Source organism: Streptomyces sp. NPDC054866 (assembly GCF_053610745.1).
The window spans coordinates 391,277-408,741 of sequence record NZ_JBSGZA010000003.1; the positions used below are offsets into that span (position 1 = coordinate 391,277).

The 17,465-nt window shown below is 71.5% G+C and carries 14 protein-coding genes; 11 read left to right on the forward strand and 3 right to left on the reverse strand.

Annotated elements, in window-relative coordinates; all coding sequences use genetic code 11:
* Positions 1–2: 2 nt before the first annotated feature.
* The 6 genes from ACWGI2_RS17230 (at position 3) to sucD (ending at position 8,133) form a co-directional block, all read left to right on the forward strand.
* Complete coding sequence (locus ACWGI2_RS17230) at positions 3–2,444, forward strand: DUF5682 family protein (RefSeq protein ID WP_453696104.1); 2,442 nt, start codon at positions 3–5, stop codon at positions 2,442–2,444.
* Entirely contained in the window at positions 2,444–3,673 is a 1,230-nt protein-coding gene (locus ACWGI2_RS17235; protein WP_453696106.1) for a vWA domain-containing protein, read from the forward strand. The genes ACWGI2_RS17230 and ACWGI2_RS17235 overlap by 1 nt, the downstream gene beginning before the upstream one ends.
* Positions 3,674–3,792: 119 nt before the next feature.
* Entirely contained in the window at positions 3,793–4,701 is a 909-nt protein-coding gene (locus ACWGI2_RS17240) for a hypothetical protein (protein ID WP_453696107.1), read from the forward strand.
* 112 nt (positions 4,702–4,813) lie between these two features.
* The gene (locus ACWGI2_RS17245) at positions 4,814–5,719 is read left to right on the forward strand and encodes a hypothetical protein (RefSeq protein ID WP_453696108.1); all 906 of its coding nucleotides are present in this window, start codon (positions 4,814–4,816) and stop codon (positions 5,717–5,719) included.
* A gap of 329 nt (positions 5,720–6,048) precedes the next feature.
* Complete coding sequence (gene sucC / locus ACWGI2_RS17250; protein ID WP_453696110.1) at positions 6,049–7,227, forward strand: ADP-forming succinate--CoA ligase subunit beta; 1,179 nt, start codon at positions 6,049–6,051, stop codon at positions 7,225–7,227.
* 21 nt (positions 7,228–7,248) lie between these two features.
* Positions 7,249–8,133, forward strand: a complete 885-nt coding sequence (gene sucD, locus ACWGI2_RS17255; RefSeq protein WP_365862608.1) for a succinate--CoA ligase subunit alpha — start codon at positions 7,249–7,251, stop codon at positions 8,131–8,133.
* A 132-nt stretch (positions 8,134–8,265) separates the two neighbouring features.
* On the opposite strand, the gene ACWGI2_RS17260 is transcribed toward sucD, so the two are convergent.
* Positions 8,266–9,492: a helix-turn-helix domain-containing protein gene (locus ACWGI2_RS17260; RefSeq protein ID WP_453696111.1), complete on the reverse strand. Its 1,227-nt coding sequence runs from the start codon at positions 9,490–9,492 to the stop codon at positions 8,266–8,268.
* A gap of 150 nt (positions 9,493–9,642) precedes the next feature.
* Between ACWGI2_RS17260 and ACWGI2_RS17265 the strand changes: the two genes are divergently transcribed.
* Entirely contained in the window at positions 9,643–11,241 is a 1,599-nt protein-coding gene (locus tag ACWGI2_RS17265) for a cell division protein PerM (protein WP_453696113.1), read from the forward strand.
* 438 nt (positions 11,242–11,679) lie between these two features.
* Here ACWGI2_RS17265 and ACWGI2_RS17270 read toward each other — a convergent pair whose 3' ends face one another.
* Positions 11,680–12,513, reverse strand: a complete 834-nt coding sequence (locus ACWGI2_RS17270) for a hypothetical protein (protein ID WP_453696115.1) — start codon at positions 12,511–12,513, stop codon at positions 11,680–11,682.
* 266 nt (positions 12,514–12,779) lie between these two features.
* Between ACWGI2_RS17270 and purN the strand changes: the two genes are divergently transcribed.
* Both purN and purH read left to right on the forward strand, forming a co-directional pair.
* A complete protein-coding gene (gene purN / locus ACWGI2_RS17275; protein ID WP_453397370.1) occupies positions 12,780–13,409 on the forward strand; it encodes a phosphoribosylglycinamide formyltransferase in 630 nt (209 codons plus the stop codon).
* Positions 13,406–14,977 carry a bifunctional phosphoribosylaminoimidazolecarboxamide formyltransferase/IMP cyclohydrolase gene (gene purH, locus ACWGI2_RS17280; RefSeq protein ID WP_453397369.1) on the forward strand — a complete coding sequence of 524 codons (1,572 nt, stop codon included), beginning with the start codon at positions 13,406–13,408 and terminating at the stop codon, positions 14,975–14,977. Before purN ends, purH begins: the two co-directional genes overlap by 4 nt.
* A 69-nt stretch (positions 14,978–15,046) precedes the next feature.
* Here purH and ACWGI2_RS17285 read toward each other — a convergent pair whose 3' ends face one another.
* Positions 15,047–15,676 (reverse strand): hypothetical protein, encoded by a 630-nt coding sequence (locus tag ACWGI2_RS17285; RefSeq protein WP_453397368.1) that lies wholly within the window; start codon positions 15,674–15,676, stop codon positions 15,047–15,049.
* A gap of 266 nt (positions 15,677–15,942) precedes the next feature.
* Between ACWGI2_RS17285 and ACWGI2_RS17290 the strand changes: the two genes are divergently transcribed.
* Positions 15,943–16,809 carry a bifunctional methylenetetrahydrofolate dehydrogenase/methenyltetrahydrofolate cyclohydrolase gene (locus ACWGI2_RS17290; RefSeq protein WP_453696117.1) on the forward strand — a complete coding sequence of 289 codons (867 nt, stop codon included), beginning with the start codon at positions 15,943–15,945 and terminating at the stop codon, positions 16,807–16,809.
* Between the two features lie 19 nt (positions 16,810–16,828).
* Positions 16,829–17,407, forward strand: coding sequence for a DUF3017 domain-containing protein (locus ACWGI2_RS17295; RefSeq protein WP_453696119.1), 579 nt, complete (start codon positions 16,829–16,831; stop codon positions 17,405–17,407).
* The last annotated feature ends 58 nt before the right edge of the window (positions 17,408–17,465 follow it).

A 17,465-nucleotide genomic window follows, 5' to 3' on the forward strand; every position in this document is an offset into this window, starting at 1 on the left:
ACATGAGCGACGTGGTGCGGGGGACGACGACTCGGGCTGGCGAGGGGCCGTTGCTGCTCGGGGTGCGGCATCACGGGCCGGGGTCGGCGCGTGCGGTGCGGGCCGCGCTCGATGAGGGCGCGCCACGCGTACTGCTGATCGAGGGACCACCGGAGGCCGACGGACTTGTGGCGCTCGCGGCGGACGAGGGGATGCGGCCGCCGGTCGCGCTGCTCGCGCACGTGGTGGACGAGCCGGGACGGTCGGCGTTCTGGCCGCTGGCGGAGTTCTCGCCGGAGTGGGTCGCGATCAAGTGGGCGGCGGGGGCCGGGGTGCCGGTCCGCTTCATGGATCTTCCGGCGGCGCATGCGCTGGCGAGGCCGGAGCAGGAGGCGGGCGAACCCGGAGCTCCGGGCGACACGGACGTGGACGCGGACGCGGTGCGGATCGATCCGCTCGCGGTGCTGGCCGAGACCGCCGGGTACGACGATCCCGAGCGGTGGTGGGAGGACGTCGTCGAGCACCGGGGTGCGGGCGGGGACGCGTTCGCGCCGTTCGACGCGCTGGGCGAGGCCATGGGGGTGCTGCGCGAGGAGTACGGGTCCGGCGGGCATGACCGTGACCTGGTGCGCGAGGCGTACATGCGGATCCAAATCCGTACCGCACAGCGGGAGTTCGGTGCGGACGACGTCGCGGTCGTGTGCGGGGCCTGGCATGTGCCCGCGCTGCGGCAGAAGGTGACCGTGGCGGCCGACCGGGCGCTGCTCAAGGGGCTGCCCAAGGTGAAGGTCGACATGACCTGGGTGCCCTGGACGCACCGCCGCCTCTCCCGGGCCAGTGGATACGGCGCGGGGATCGCGTCACCCGGTTGGTACGGGCACCTGTTCAGCGCGCCCGACCGGCCCGTCGAGCGATGGCTGACCAAGGTCGCTCGGCTCCTCCGGGACGAGGACAGGCTTGTGTCGTCCGCGCATGTCATCGAGGCGGTACGGCTCGCGGACACGCTCGCCGCGATGCGGGGGCGTCCGCTGCCGGGGCTCACCGAGATGACGGACGCGATCCGGGCGGTGATGTGCGAGGGATCCGATGTGCCGCTCTCCCTCGTGCACGACAAGCTCGTCGTCGGGGATGTCCTCGGGGAGGTGCCGGACTCGGCGCCGGCGGTGCCGTTGCAGCGCGATCTCACCCGCCTCCAGCGGAAGCTCAGGCTCAAACCAGAGGCGCTTGAGCGGGAGTTGGAGCTGGATCTGCGCAAGGACACGGACGCGGTGCGCAGCAGGCTGCTGCACCGCCTCCGGCTGCTCGGGATCGGCTGGGGCGAGCCGGCCGAGTCACGGGGGAGTACGGGTACGTTCCGGGAGACCTGGCGGCTGCGGTGGGAGCCGGAGCTTTCCGTGCGGGTGGCGGAGGCGGGGGTGTGGGGGACGACCGTGGTGGCGGCGGCCACCGCGCGGGCGGAGTCCGATGCCATCGGGGCCCGCGCGCTGGCTGACGTGACGGCGTTGGCCGAGCGGTGTCTGCTGGCCGAGTTGCCGGACGCGTTGCCTGTGGTGATGCGGGTCCTCGCCGACCGGGCGGCACTGGACGCGGATGTCGGCCACCTGGCACAGGCGTTGCCCGCGTTGGTGCGGTCGCTTCGGTACGGGGACGTGCGGGGCACGGACACGGCCGCGCTGGGCGAGGTGGCTGTGGGCCTGGCCGAGCGGGTGTTCGTCGGGCTGCCGCCTGCGTGTGCGGGGCTCGACCAGGACGCGGCGCTCGAGATGCGGGGTCATGTGGACGCGGTTCACCAGGCGGTGGGCCTGCTGGGGGAGCTGGGCGCCGGGCCGGTGGATGAGGGGATGTCCGGCCCGCGTGTGACTCCACTGGGCGCCGGTATGCGGGGGCGGTGGTACTCCGTGTTGAGGGTGCTGGGGGAGCGGGACAGCGTTGCGGGGGTGGTGCGGGGGCGGTGCGTCCGGCTCCTGATGGACGGCGGGGAATTGGCCGAGGGCGAGGCCGCTCGGTTCATGGGGCTCGCCCTGTCACGAGGGACCGAACCCGCTGAAGCCGCCGCCTGGATCGAGGGGTTCGTGGGCGGTGGGTCAGGGGGCGGCATGTTGCTCGTGCACGACGAGCGCCTGCTCGGTCTTGTCGACGACTGGCTGACGGGCGTCCCCGACCGCGCCTTCACCGACGTTCTGCCACTGCTGCGGCGCACCTTCTCGGCGTACGAACCGGGAGTGCGGCGGACGCTCGGCGAGCTGGTGCGGCGTGGGCCTGCGGCGGGCGGCGGCTCCGGCTCGACCGTGGCCGGCGGGATACCTGGCTTCGGACAGGAACTGGACGGCGAGCGCGCGGACGCGGTGCTGCCGGTGCTGAGTCTGCTGTTGGGGGTTGGGCTCGGTCCCGGTCCCGGGGCTGGGGCCGAGTGTGGGGCCGAGGCGAGTGTCGGTGACGGTAACGGGCTTGTGGGGGTGGGCTGATGACGCAGGACGTGACAACGGTCGCCGGTCGGGGTGTGGCCTCGGAAGCGGGGAGCGGCCAGGCGTTGGACCCCGTAGAGGAGCGGATGCGGCGGTGGCGGCTTGTGCTGGGAGGAGGGTCGGCCGACGGGGCCGGGTGTGAGCTCGGGGGGCGGGACGCGGCCATGGACGGGGCGCTCGGCGCGCTCTATGGGGGAGGGGATGCGGGGAAGAAGGAGCGGGGGCGGGAACGTTCGGCGGGGCTCGGGGCGTCGGCGCCGTCCGTGTCGCGCTGGCTCGGGGACATACGGACCTACTTCCCCTCCTCCGTCGTTCAGGTCATGCAGCGTGACGCCATCGAGCGGCTGGGACTGTCCACCCTCCTCCTGGAGCCCGAGATGCTGGAGGCCGTGGAGGCCGACGTGCATCTGGTCGGGACGCTCCTCTCCCTCAACAAAGCCATGCCGGAGACCACCAAGGAGACCGCGCGAGCCGTCGTACGCAAGGTCGTCGAGGACCTGGAGAAGCGGCTCGCCACGCGAACCCGCGCCACCCTCACCGGGGCGCTCGACCGCAGCGCCCGCGTCAGCAGGCCGCGCCACCATGACATCGACTGGAACCGCACGATCGCGGTCAACCTCAAGAACTACCTGCCGGAATACAAGACGATCGTGCCCGAGCGCCTCATCGGGTACGGACGGGCATCGCAGTCCGTGAAGAAGGAGGTCATCCTCTGCATCGACCAGTCGGGCTCGATGGCCGCGTCCGTCGTCTACGCCTCGGTGTTCGGAGCGGTGCTCGGTTCGATGCGGTCGCTCAACACGCGGCTCGTCGTCTTCGACACGAATGTCGTCGACCTCACCGATCAGCTCGACGACCCGGTGGACGTCCTGTTCGGCACACAGCTGGGAGGCGGGACCGACATCAACCGGGCGCTCGCGTACTGCCAGTCGCAGATCACCCGGCCCGCCGACACCATCGTCGTCCTCATCAGCGACCTCTACGAAGGGGGCATACGCAACGAGATGCTGAAGCGGGTCGCGGCGATGAAGGCGTCCGGCGTGCAGTTCGTGACGCTGCTCGCGCTCTCCGACGAGGGGACACCCGCGTACGACCGCGAACACGCGGCGGCGCTCTCGGCGCTCGACGCACCCGCCTTCGCCTGCACCCCCGACCTCTTCCCGGAGGTGATGGCAGCGGCGATCGAGAAGCGCCCTCTGCCCATACCGGACATGAATACGCATCGATAACAGGGGACTTGCGCGAAGGCGGGCGGCCCGTGCGAGGATCGGCGGGCTTCACTCCCGGAGTGTCGCGCTCCGTGTACCGCTCCGGGCCCCGCCCGGCCCAGTAGAGGAACCTCCTCGTCTTGACTTCCGCAGCAGTCGTTCTGCCCGATGCCGCTGTGCGCATGCTGCGCGCCGTGGCCGGGCGGCGTGCGCTGCAAGTGGTGCTGGTGCTGGCCGGGTTGCTCGCCCTGGGTTTCCTCTGCGGCGAGCGCGCGCATGCGGCGGACGGTGTGCCGGCTCCGGGGCGTGCGGAGTCGGCGCGGTCGGCGGAACCGGTGCGGTCGGCGGAACCGGTGCGTGAGCGGGTGGCCGGGACCGCGCGTGAGGGCGCGAACAGGGCTGATGACGTGCGGCGCGCTGCTGTCGAGCCCGTGGCCGGTGCCGCCGAGCCCGTGGTTCGGGACGCGCGGGGTGCTGTGCGGCCGGTCGTGGACGGGGCCACCGGAGTTCTCGGGGGTGCGTCGCAGCGGGCGCTGCCCGAGGCGCCGGCTTTCCCTGACTTCCCCGAGAGGCCCACCGTTCCCAGCATCCCCACCGTCCCCGGCGTGCCTGAGCTGCCGGAGCCTGGTTCTGGCTCTGGCAGTGGCACGGGCGATGGCGTTGGTGATGGCGCGGATGTCGGCGTTGAGCCTCAGTCACCTCGCGCCGGTCAGAGCGAGGCGACTGCTCGGGCGCGGGCTGAGTCCTCGTACGGCACAGGTACCGGCACTCGCACAGGTATCAGCGGCGACCGCGGCTCGGGCGGCGCGCACCGCACCGGGTACGAGCCGTCCCCATCCCCGACCCCGTTCCCGTCCGCGCCCGGTGATCCCGCGCGGACGCTGGGCGGGCAGTCGGCCGGTGACGGTGGCTCGACGCGGCACGGCGATCCGTGTGCCGCCTCGCTGGACAGCCGGGCGCCGGTGCGGCTTCTGCAGGGTGCCGGGGCCGGTCAGGTTCCCGTGCCGATCCGCGAACGACACCGGGACATTCCCGAATTCCCTGGCTAGGGCAGCCCTTTCCCCGCGAAGACCTGCCGCGCGGGGGTGGCAAAGGTCTGCCCGCCGACCGGACGTATCCGGGTCGGATTCACAGCCAGAGTTCGAAGGATCTGAAGCACGCATGAACAAGAACATCCGTCGTTCCATCGTCATAGCCGCCGGTGTCACGGGCGCCTGGGCTCTCGGTTCCGCCGCGGCCAGCGCGGACGAGCTGCCGCAGCAGCACTCCGTCGCCCTGCCGGACAACGCGTCCGACACGGTCGCCGATGTCGCCGACGTCAAGGGCGAGGTGAAGTCCACCATCGCCGAGGCGAAGTCCACCGTCACCGAAGCGAAGGCCGCCGCCCCCAAGGCCGACCTCCCCAAGGCCCCCGCCCCCGCAGTCGACACCCCGGACGTCACCACCTCCGACGTCACCACCCCCGAAGACTCCGTCGACTACCTCTTCGGCCCGCTCTCCGCCTTCGCCCCCGAGGTCGAAGCCGCCGCGACGGATGCCCCCGCGACCGCCACGAAGACCGCCACCCCCATCGCCGACGAGACCGCCGCAGCCGTGCTGCCGCCCGTCGCCGCCACCGCAGTGGACGGTGCCGTGCCGGTCGCCGGGCAGGCCGTCGGCGACGCCGGTTACCTGGCGCAGGGCGTGGCCGGCGACGTACAGCCGTTCGCGGGCGGTGTCGTCGGCGAGGTCCCGCCGTTCGCCCAGGGGGTCGTCAGCGATGACGTACAGCCCTTCGCGGGCGGTGTCGTCGGCTCGGTCTCGCCGCTCGTGCAAACCGTCGCACAGACCGTCACCGACCAGGTGCGGCCCGTCGTGCACGGTGTCGGCGGCAGCGCGGAAGAGCTCGCGTACGGCGTCACTGGCGACGTCCACCCCTTCGCGCACGGCGTCGCCGGCCAGGTCTCGCCCTTCGCGCAGGACCTGACGGGCACCGTCACCCCCGACGCGCAGTCCCTCGCCGGGAACGCCGTCACGGGCGTCCAGGGCGTGGCCGACTCGGTGACCCCGAGCTACCTGCACCTCTGACGGCGGGAGCGGCAGCCGTGCGGCGGCGCGGTCTGTGGCTTCACCAGCCGTAACAGGAGCAAACGGGCGGTCCCTGTCACCACAGGGGCCGCCCCCCTCTGTCCGCATCCGCGATCTGTGACAGTCATCACCGCCCAAATGTGATCTGTGATTTAGGGACCAACGGCCCACGGCGATAACCTGCGAGACGGACATGCCGCGTACCGGACTCCGTCCTACGCCTCCCTTGTGACAGCGCAGTCACGTTGCCCTCCGCGGCACGCCCACGCAGACAGCTGACCACAAAGCAGCGAGATCGCAGCGAGATCACGGAAAAGGGACGGACGCGCGTGGACCTGTTCGAGTACCAGGCGAGGGACCTCTTCGCCAAGCACGGTGTACCGGTGCTGGCCGGTGAAGTCATCGACACGCCTGAGGCGGCGCGCGAGGCCACCGAACGACTGGGCGGCAAGTCGGTCGTCAAGGCGCAGGTGAAGGTCGGTGGCCGCGGCAAGGCCGGCGGCGTGAAGCTGGCCGACAACCCCGACGAGGCGGTCGCTCGCGCGACGGACATCCTCGGGATGGACATCAAGGGCCACACGGTCCACAAGGTGATGATCGCCGAGCTGTCTCCCGAGATCGAGGCGGAGTACTACGTCTCGTACCTCCTCGACCGCACCAACCGCACCTTCCTCGCCATGGCGTCGGTGCAGGGCGGCATGGACATCGAGGAGGTCGCGGAGAAGACCCCCGAGGCCCTCGCGAAGGTCCCGGTCAACGCCGTCGAGGGCGTGAACATCGAGAAGGCCCGCGAGATCGTGGCCCAGGCGAAGTTCCCGGCCGAGGTGGCCGAGGGCGTCGCCGAGGCGATGGTGACCCTGTGGGACACCTTCGTCGCCGAGGACGCGCTCCTCGTCGAGGTCAACCCCCTCGTCAAGACCAAGGACGGCCGCATCCTGGCCCTTGACGGCAAGGTCTCGCTCGACGAGAACGCCGACTTCCGCCAGGCCGACCACGCCGCCCTTGAGGACAAGGACGCAGCCAACCCGCTCGAGGCTGCTGCCAAGGCCAAGAACCTCAACTACGTGAAGCTCGACGGCGAGGTCGGCATCATCGGTAACGGTGCCGGTCTGGTCATGTCGACCCTGGATGTCGTCGCGTACGCCGGTGAGGCGCACGACAACGTCAAGCCGGCCAACTTCCTCGACATCGGCGGCGGCGCTTCGGCCGAGGTCATGGCGAACGGCCTGGAGATCATCCTCGGCGACCCGGACGTCAAGTCCGTCTTCGTCAACGTCTTCGGTGGCATCACCGCCTGTGACGAGGTCGCCAACGGCATCGTCCAGGCGCTCGAGCTCCTCAAGTCCAAGGGCGAGGAAGTCACCAAGCCCCTGGTCGTGCGCCTCGACGGCAACAACGCGGAGCTGGGTCGCAAGATCCTGAGCGACGCCAACCACCCGCTCGTGCAGCGCGTGGACACCATGGACGGCGCGGCCGACAAGGCCGCCGAGCTCGCGGCCGCGAAGTAAGGGACGAGGGACAGAACAGCCATGGCTATCTTCCTCAACAAGGACAGCAAGGTCATCGTCCAGGGCATGACCGGTGCCACGGGCATGAAGCACACCAAGCTCATGCTGGGTGACGGCACCAACATCGTCGGCGGCGTGAACCCGCGCAAGGCCGGCACGTCCGTCGACTTCGACGGCACCGAGGTACCGGTCTTCGGCACCGTCGCCGAGGCGATGGAGAAGACGGGCGCCAACGTCTCCGTCCTCTTCGTGCCGCCGGCCTTCTCCAAGGCCGCCGTCGTCGAGGCGATCGACGCCGAGATCCCCCTCGCCGTCGTCATCACCGAGGGCATCGCCGTCCACGACTCCGCCGCCTTCTGGGCGTACGCGAAGTCGAAGGGCAACAAGACCCGCATCATCGGCCCGAACTGCCCCGGTCTCATCACCCCGGGCCAGTCGAACGCCGGCATCATCCCGGGCGACATCACGAAGCCGGGCCGCATCGGCCTGGTCTCGAAGTCCGGCACGCTGACGTACCAGATGATGTACGAGCTCCGTGACATCGGCTTCTCCTCGGCCGTCGGCATCGGTGGCGACCCCGTCATCGGCACGACGCACATCGACGCCCTCGAGGCGTTCGAGGCCGACCCCGACACCGACCTGATCGTCATGATCGGCGAGATCGGCGGCGACGCCGAGGAGCGTGCGGCGGACTACATCAAGGCCAACGTGACGAAGCCGGTCGTCGGCTACGTCGCCGGCTTCACCGCGCCCGAGGGCAAGACCATGGGCCACGCCGGCGCCATCGTCTCCGGCTCCTCCGGTACGGCTGCCGCGAAGAAGGAAGCGCTTGAGGCTGCGGGCGTCAAGGTCGGCAAGACGCCGACCGAGACGGCGAAGCTGGCGCGGGCGATTCTGGCCGGCTGAAGTTTTAGCTTGGCCTGAGCTGTTGAAGGTGGGCCCGCATCTCTCTTACGTGAGATGCGGGCCCACTTTTCTTTGTCCGCAGGCCGCCTGTGGCTGGTCGCGCAGTTCCCCGCGCCCCTTACGGGGCGCTCCTCATCTCGCCTCCGGCGTCAGTCTCTCCGGGCCGCTCGACAAGTCCTCGCGCAGCTTCTTGTGGAGGATCTGGTCCGCGTACGTCAGGTGGCCCGGGCCCATCCGGGGCGGTACGCCGCTGATGGCCGTGCCCGGGGCCTGGGGTGGCTCGTAGTGCGTGGGGGCCGTTCTCAGGGTGAGGGCCGTCGCGCCGACGATCAGGGCGGTGAAGGCGATCGCCGTGCGGGTCCAGAACCGGGCGCGGTGCTCGCTCCCGGTGCGTACGCGGCCCGCGTTCGGGGGGCGCAGTTTCTCCGCCTTGCAGAGTTCGCCGAGGCGCTGGGTCAGGGCGTCGGGCGTCGCCGCGAGTTCGGGAAGCTTCTCGGTCATCGTCTCGCGCGCGTTGAGGAGACGGTTGGCCGCCGCGGGCGTGCTCGCCTCCGTCTCGGCCGCGGTCTCGGGCAGGTCGAGCCCGACGCCGTCGTAGAGCAGGAGGGTGCGGCGCTGCGCGGGCGGCAGGCTCATCAGCACCTTGAGGAAGGCGCGGTCGGCCGCCTCGGCGGGCGGGGCGTCGGGCTGCCGGTGGGTGGGGCGGAGGCGGTGCCAGGGGGACATCGCGTACTCGTACGCCGCCGCGCGGACCCAGCCCGCCGGGTCACGGTCGACGGCGACCTCGGGCCAGCGCTGCCAGGCCAGCTGGAAGGCGCGCTCCACGGATTCCTGGGCGAGGGTGCGGCGGCCGGTCAGGAGGTAGGTCTGGCGTACGAGGCCGGGGGCGCAGGCCGCGCAGAGCGTGTCGAAGGCTTCGGCGGGGGTCGCCTCCGGCGTGGGCGCGGACGGCTCAGGTTCGGGCATCGGTTCGGGCTTCGGCTCGGGCCGGGCGACGGCCGGTGCGCGTACCACCGGCTCGGGCGGTGCTTGGCCGTTCATCGCCGCGCCCACCGGGATGCGCTCGGGGGACTTGCCGCCCTTGGTGTCGACGGCCGAATCCGGGTCCTTGGCCCAGCTGGGGCGGCGTACGGAAGGTTTGTCGGCGACCGTCTGCTCGTTCGCGATCTCGGCCAGCAGCTTCGCGTAGATGCCACGCCTGCGGCCGCTCGGAGTCGAGCGGCCCGACTCCCAGGAGCGGACGGTCTCCCGGGTGACGCCCACCTTCGCGGCGATCTCGGCCTGGCTCAGGTGCTTCGCCTCGCGCAGACGCCGGCGTTCCTTGGGGGACGGCAACGGGGTGGCAGGGCTCTGGGTCATGTCGGACTCTCCGCGCCGTGGGCCGGGGGCCTTCGTGCGGCGGGCAGTAGGGCGCGGCCGATCCGCCGTACGAAAAAGTACATAAACGTATCTTGAGCGACACATCCGGTATTCGCCTGTTACGGGGAGAAAGCGCGTGTCGTTGGCAGCATGGTGGGTGTGACTCAAATCACCGACCGCAGCTCACCGTTGCCGCCTCTCAAGCCGCTGATCGAGCGGGCCCGTGACCGCTCACCCGGACTGGGGACGTGCCTGTTCGGCGGGGCCGTCGCGGCCGGGCTCGGCCTGGGTTCGTGTGCCGTCCTGGTGATGGTCCTCTGGATCAGCTCGCCCTATCCGGACAGCGGGCCCGACGCGGCGCTGCACGTCGCGGCCGCGGTGTGGCTGATCGCCCACGGCACGGAGCTGATCAGGACGGACACGCTCTCCGGGGCTCCCGCGCCGGTCGGCGTCACGCCCCTGCTCCTGATGGTCCTTCCGGGCTGGCTCGCGCACCGGGCGGCGCGGGACGCGGCGGATCCGGAGGGGCGGGGCATGGCGCCGCGGACCGCGTGGTGCGGGGTGGTGGGCGGCTATCTGCTGGTCGGCGCCGCCGCGACGCTGTACGCCGCCGGGGGCGAGCTGCGGCCGTCGTGGTTGAGCGCGGTCGTGCAGCTGCCGGTGGTCGTGGGGGGTGCGGCGGCGCTGGGGGTGTGGACGGCGCTCGGTCGGCCCCGGGAGCCGGTGCCCGACGTGGTGCGGGGCGGCCTGCGGGCCCTGCCGACAGCGGTACGTCCCTTCTTCGTACGCCGACACATCCGTGCCGTCACGCGGGCCGGGGCGGCAGGGGCGGTGGTGCTCGTCGGCGGTGGAGCGCTCCTGGTCGCGGTGTCCCTCGCCCTGCACGGCGGCCTGGCGAGGGCGTCGTTCGCGCAGGTCACGGACGTGTGGTCGGGGCGCTTCGCGGTGCTGCTGCTCGCCGTGGCGCTGGTGCCGAACGCGGCGGTGTGGGGTGCGGCGTACGGCCTCGGCCCCGGTTTCGCGCTCGGCACGGGGGGCGTGGCGGGGCCGCTCGCGGTGACGTCGGGCCCGATGCTGCCGGCGTTCCCGCTGCTCGCCGCGGTGCCGGCGGAGGGGCCGGGGTCGCCGTTGACGTGGGCGGCGGGTGCGGTGCCGCTGGCCGCGGGGATCGCGGTCGCGTGGTTCACGGCGGGGGCGGCGGCTCCTGTCCGCGGGGAGCGGGGCGGGGCGTGGTCCCGGGGGCGGACGGTGCTGGTGGCCGTGGTGGCGGCGGCGCTGTGCGGGGCTTTCATGGCGGGGCTCGCGGCGCTGGCGGGGGGCCCGATGGGGGTGGCCGCGCTGGCCGACTTCGGGCCGGTGTGGTGGCAGGCGGGGCCTGCGGCGCTGGGGTGGACGGGGGTGGTGGGGGTGCCGGTCGCCTTGCTGGGGCGGGCGTGGCGTTTGCGGGCGCGGCGGGCTGCGCCCCGCTGGGCGTGGCTGCCGGGCCTGCGGCTGCCGAGGCCGCGCGTTCCCCAGCTGAACCTGCGGGCCCCTCGCCTGAGCCTCCCGCGGGTCCCTCGCCTCCCTCGCCACAGGGAGAAGCCGCTGCCGCCGGCGCTGCCTGCGCCGGAGCCGTTCGAGCCTTATGACTTCCTGCCTCAGTCGCCTGCGGGGGGCGTGACGGACGACTGGCACAGCGAGGCGTCCCGCGAGGCTCGCTGGGCGGCCCTCCGAGAGGTGAACCCGGAGGAACGGCCTCCGGGGGCCTGAGGGGGCGGGGCGCTGCCGGTGCCCCTGCGGCGCGGGCGGGCGGGGCCCCTGTCGCAGGGGGTGCCGGGCTGATCCCGCCCGCCAACAAGCCCGCCGCTTCGCGGCGGATCTTTCCCGCCCACCCACCCGATTACCCCGGAGTGCCCCAGCCTCGACACAAGAGAGTTCGCCGCCCGCGGGAGACACCCGCCGCGAAGCGGGCTCGGGTGGCGGAGGCGCAGACGCTGCGGGGCAAACGGGTGGGTGGGAGGGGAGCATCCGCCGCGAAGCGGCGGTCTAGTGAAGCCGACCCACAGGCGAGGAAAATAGCCGGTCCAGCCCCGGCCGGGCTAGGTCAGCCCCAACCAAGTCAGCCCCCGACCAGGCCACGCCAGAACCCCGGGCCACGCCAGGACCCCAGGCAAGGTCAGCCCCGCACAGCCAGGCCCCCGGCCAGGATCAGTCGCGCTCTGCGAGCAGAGGGCGCAACTGCTTCGGCAGGAGATCTTCGCACTGCTGCTTCGACTGGCTCGTGAGCGCGTCGTTCACGCACGTGTAGTAGTCGCGGTACACCAGCTGCGCAGCGAACGTCGCCGCCACCATCGCCAGCGCCAGCGACGCCGTCACCAGGCCGCTGACCGCCGCCGTGGTCTGCGGCTTCGTGCTCGCGGGGTCGGCCGCGGGCTGGTTGGTGACCGGCGCCGTAGGGTCCGGCTGCTTCGGCTTCGCCCGCAGCGAGCTGATGCCCCAGTTCAGCGCGAGCGCGCCCAGGAGCAGGGCCACGTACCGCCAGCCGAAGAGGGCGAAGAAGAAGGCCCACATGCCGGAGAGCAGGGCGTACCGAGCGCGGCGCTGAGCCGGGTCCGTCGGGTCCCAGCGCATGCCGCCGCCAGGGCCGGAGGACCCGTCGGAGCCCTGCCCGCCCTCCTTGCCGGGGCGCTCGCCGAAGCCGCCGCCCTGGGAGCGGCCGGGCTGCCGGTCGCTCCACTGGCTGCCCCAGGGGGAACGCCCCCGGCCGTCCGAGTCCGGGCTTTCGCCGCCGTTGCCGGGGCGGGGCCGCCACGGCTGGTCCGGGGTCCCCTCCGGCGGCGGCGCGAAGGGGTTGTCGTCGTCCTTCTTCTTCCCTGAGCCCGAGGAATCGGAGGAACCCGAGGAGTCGGAGGAACCCGAGTCCTGGGAGCCCTGCGGCGGGGACGACGGGCGGCCGTCGCGCAGCAGCGTCGAGCCGCGCTCCCCTGCGTGCGTCGAACCGAACGCGAAGGACAGCGGGAGGCGGAGGCTACGGTCCGGCATCAGGTGTGCGTCTTCCCCTTGGTCGAGCGAGCTTGTCGAGCGAGCTTCTGGACGGTGTCCACGTCGGCATCTGCGTCGGCTTCCACGTCGGTGTGACGTTCTGGTGCAGACGCTACCTTCCGGCCGCGCCCCCGTCCCGTGAGGGGCCGCACCGTGTGCCGGTATCGTTGCTGACGGTCGGCCGCTTCGTAGAGTTCCCCGTATCGCGGGGGGCGAAGCCTTTGTACGACCCTACAAAGACGCACCTCCCGAGAAAGGGCCCCGCTGTGGCCAAGAGCCCTGTGGCCAAGCGCCTCGTCGTGCTGGTCTCCGGATCAGGTACGAATCTGCAGGCTCTGCTCGACAAGATCGCCACGGACGGGGCGTCGGGCTACGGCGCCGAGATCGTCGCGGTCGGCGCCGACCGCGACGGCATCGTCGGACTGGAGCGCGCCGAGAACGCGGGGATTCCCACGTTCGTCTGCCGGGTGAAGGACCACGCCACGCGCGACGAATGGGACGCGGCTCTCGCCGAAGCGACCGCCTCGTACAGCCCCGATCTGGTCGTGTCGGCCGGGTTCATGAAGATCGTGGGGAAGGAATTCCTCGCTCGGTTCGGCGGCCGGTTCGTCAATACGCACCCCGCCCTGCTGCCCAGTTTCCCGGGGGCCCACGGTGTGCGCGACGCGCTCGCGTACGGCGCGAAGGTCACGGGATGCACCGTCCACTTCGTCGACGACGGCGTCGACACCGGCCCGATCATCGCCCAGGGCGTGGTCCCGGTCGGGGATGAGGATGACGAGAGCGCTCTGCACGAGCGCATCAAGGAAGTCGAGCGAAGGCTGCTCGTCGATGTCGTGGGGCGTCTGGCCCGTAACGGCTACCGCATTGAGGGACGAAAGGTACTTATCCCGTGACCGCCGAAGGTACGCACGGTTCGCAGCGCCCGATCAAGCGCGCGCTCATCAGCGTCTATGACAAGACCGGGCTCGAGGAGCTCGCGCGCGGTCTTCACGAGGCCGGCGTCGAGCTCGTCTCGACCGGTTCGACCGCCGCGAAGATCGCCGCCACCGGGGTGCCCGTCACCAAGGTCGAGGAGCTCACCGGGTTCCCCGAGTGCCTGGACGGCCGGGTCAAGACGCTGCACCCGCGCGTGCACGCCGGGATCCTCGCCGACCTGCGCCTGGACGACCACCAGCGCCAGCTCGCCGACCTCGGCATCGAGCCGTTCCAGCTGGTCGTCGTGAACCTCTACCCCTTCAAGGCGACCGTCGCCTCGGGCGCGACGCCCGACGAGTGCGTCGAGCAGATCGACATCGGCGGTCCTTCGATGGTCCGCGCCGCCGCCAAGAACCACCCGTCGGTGTCGGTCATCACGAGCCCCGACCGGTACGCGGACGTGCTCGCCGCCGTCCGTGACGGCGGTTTCGACCTGACCGCGCGCAAGCGCCTCGCCGCCGAAGCGTTCCGCCACACCGCCGAGTACGACCTCGCTGTCGCCTCGTGGTTCGCCGATGACTACGCGGCCGACGACAGCTCGGCCTTCCCCGAGTTCCTCGGCAGCGCGTACGCCCGCAAGAACGTCCTGCGTTACGGCGAGAACCCGCACCAGGGCGCCGCCCTCTACGTCGACGGCAACGGCGGCCTCGCCGAGGCCGAGCAGCTGCACGGCAAGGAGATGTCGTACAACAACTACACGGACACGGACGCCGCGCGCCGTGCCGCGTACGACCACGAAGACCCCTGCGTCGCGATCATCAAGCACGCCAACCCCTGCGGTATCGCGATCGGTTCGAACGTCGCCGAGGCGCACCGCAAGGCGCACGCCTGTGACCCGCTCTCCGCGTTCGGCGGCGTGATCGCCGTCAACCGCCCGGTCTCCAAGGAGATGGCGGAGCAGGTCGCCGACATCTTCACCGAGGTCATCGTCGCGCCCGAGTACGAGGACGGCGCGCTCGAAGTCCTCACCAAGAAGAAGAACATCCGCGTCCTGCGCGCCCACCAGGCCCCCTCCAACACGGTGGAGGTCAAGCAGATCGACGGCGGCGCGCTCCTCCAGGTCACCGACCGCCTCCAGGCCGACGGCGACAACCCCGCCAACTGGACGCTCGCCACGGGCGACGCGCTCAACGCGGGCGAGCTGGCCGAACTGGCCTTCGCCTGGAAGGCGTCACGCGCGGTGAAGTCCAACGCGATCCTGCTCGCCAAGGACGGCGCGTCGGTCGGCGTCGGCATGGGTCAGGTCAACCGCGTCGACTCGGCGAAGCTCGCCGTCGAGCGGGCGGGCGAGGAGCGCGCGCACGGTGCGTACGCCGCTTCGGACGCGTTCTTCCCGTTCCCCGACGGCCTGGAGATCCTGACCGCCGCGGGCGTCAAGGCCGTGGTGCAGCCGGGCGGTTCGGTCCGTGACGAGCTGGTGGTCGAGGCCGCGAAGAAGGCGGGCGTGACGATGTACTTCACGGGCACGCGGCACTTCTTCCACTGAGCGGGTCCCACACAGAGCGGTGGCCGCGCCCTTCCCGAAGGGCGCGGCCACCGTTGCTTTGCTCTCGCCTCAGTAGCGGGGACGGGCGAACCAGGCGGTGCCACTCGGCACGACCGGGGCGATCGTGATGATGACGCCGAAGACGACCCAGATCAGCGGGAAGATGATCGCGCTCGCGAAGCCGGAGTCCAGGCCGACGAAGAGCCCGATCAGACCGAGGATGGTGCCGAGGGCGCCGTACACGACGGTGGTGATGCGCACACCCTGCGCGCCCTTGCTGAACTTCACGCCGAGCGTGATCGACAGGGCCGCGAGGCCTGCCGCGATCAGGGCCACGACGATGAGGATCCCGGCCACGGCGTCGCCGCCGTCACCGACGGCGCCGAACCCGTAGTCGTCGGCGCTGTCCGAGACATCGCTGGCGATGGCGCCGATGTACAGGTAGATGATCGCGGCGAGGATCTGCACCGCCGAGATCAGGAACAGGAAGACGCGGGCCGTCATCAGGAGCCCCGGCATCGACTGCTGCATCATGTTGCCGCCGCCGCCCGGGTAGCCGGGGTAGGCCGGCTGCTGCGGGTAGCCGTAGCCCTGCTGCGGCGGGACGCCGGGCGGGGCCTGGGGGTAGCCGTAACCGGGAGCGGCCGGGGGCTGCTGGGGCGGCTGCCCGTAAGGGTTGTTCGGGTCGCCGTAACTCATGGCGGTCTTCCTCCGTCGGGTAGTGCGGGGACGACGCGGCACATCACGGAGGAAAGTTCTACAGATGCGGTCCGTCCCCCCGACACTGCCCGCGGCACTGTGTCGCATATCGTTCTTTAGGCCAGGCTTATTTGTCCAGCCGCATTCCGTATGTGTTGTGCAAGTGCAACAGAGCTGGTCAGGTCTCGGGACACAGCTGAGACACAGCCGGGCCGCAGGGGCGACCTGATTGGTACCGGGCGGGTCTCATCCGGGAAGATGGAGTCATGACCGCCCAGATTCTCGATGGCAAGGCCACCGCAGCCGCGATCAAGTCCGAACTGACCGCCCGCGTGGCGGCCCTGAAGGAGAGGGGCTTCACGCCCGGCCTCGGGACTGTTCTGGTCGGTGACGACCCGGGCAGCCAGAAGTACGTCGCCGGGAAGCACCGCGACTGCGCGCAGGTCGGCATCGCCTCCATCCAGCGCGAGCTGCCCGCGACCGCGACGCAGGAGGAGATCGAGGACGTCGTCCGCGAGCTCAACGACGACCCGGCCTGCACCGGTTACATCGTGCAGCTCCCGCTGCCCAAGGGCATCGACGAGAACCGCGTCCTCGAACTCATGGACCCGGCCAAGGACGCCGACGGCCTGCACCCGATGAACCTCGGCCGCCTCGTCCTGAACGAGCCCGCCCCGCTGCCCTGCACGCCCTACGGCATCATCCAGCTGCTTCGCCAGTACGGCGTGGAGATCAACGGCGCCGAGGTCGTGGTCGTCGGCCGCGGTGTGACGATCGGTCGCTCCATGCCGCTGCTGCTCACCCGCCGCTCGGAGAACGCGACGGTGACGCAGTGCCACACCGGTACGCGCGACCTGTCCTTCCACCTGAAGAAGGCGGACATCATCGTGGCCGCTGCGGGCGTGCCGCACCTGATCAAGCCCGAGGACGTGAAGCAGGGCGCCGCGGTCCTGGACGTCGGCGTCTCGCGCGACGAGACCGGCAAGATCGTCGGCGATGTGCACCCCGGCGTCCGCGAGATCGCCGGGTGGATCTCGCCCAACCCCGGCGGTGTCGGCCCGATGACGCGCGCCCAGCTGCTCGTCAACGTCGTCGAGGCTGCCGAGCGCGCCGCGTCCGTCGCCGCGAGCTGAACCGGGAAAGGGTGAGCCCATGAGCGCCGAACCTGATCAAGGGGCATCGCCTGCCGACGTCACGAAGGCGGGCGGCACGGAGGCGGGCGCCACGAAGGCCGATGTCACGAAGGCCGACGTCACGAAGGCAGGCCTCACGGAGGCCGAGGCCGTGGAGGACACCGAGGCCAAGGGTGCCGTCAGCTCCCCCGGTCCCGACGGGCCGAAGAAGACCACGCGGCGCTTCCCCCTCCTGACCCGGGACACCGCGCGGCCCGAGGGCGGCGGCCGGGCCGCGGGCGGCGACGCCCCCGCGCCCGCCCGGCAGTGGCCGCTGCTCACCGTGCTCTCGACGGTGGGGCTCGGGCTGCTGCTCACGGCCTTCGACGTGTTCCGCGTCGGCACGATACTGATCGGCCTCGCGCTGATCGCGGGCGCCGTCATGCGGTGGGCGCTGCCCGGCGTCGGCATGCTGGCGGTGCGCTCGCGCTTCACGGACATGGTCACGTACGGCGCCCTCGGCCTCGCCATCGTGCTGCTCGCGATGATGGCGCAGCCGGATCCGTGGCTGGAGATCCCGTTCCTCGGCGACACGCTGCACCGAACGATCACTACTTGACGGCGAGCGTTCCGCACGCCATGACCGCGGCCCGTCCTCTCCCCCCGTGTGAGGACGG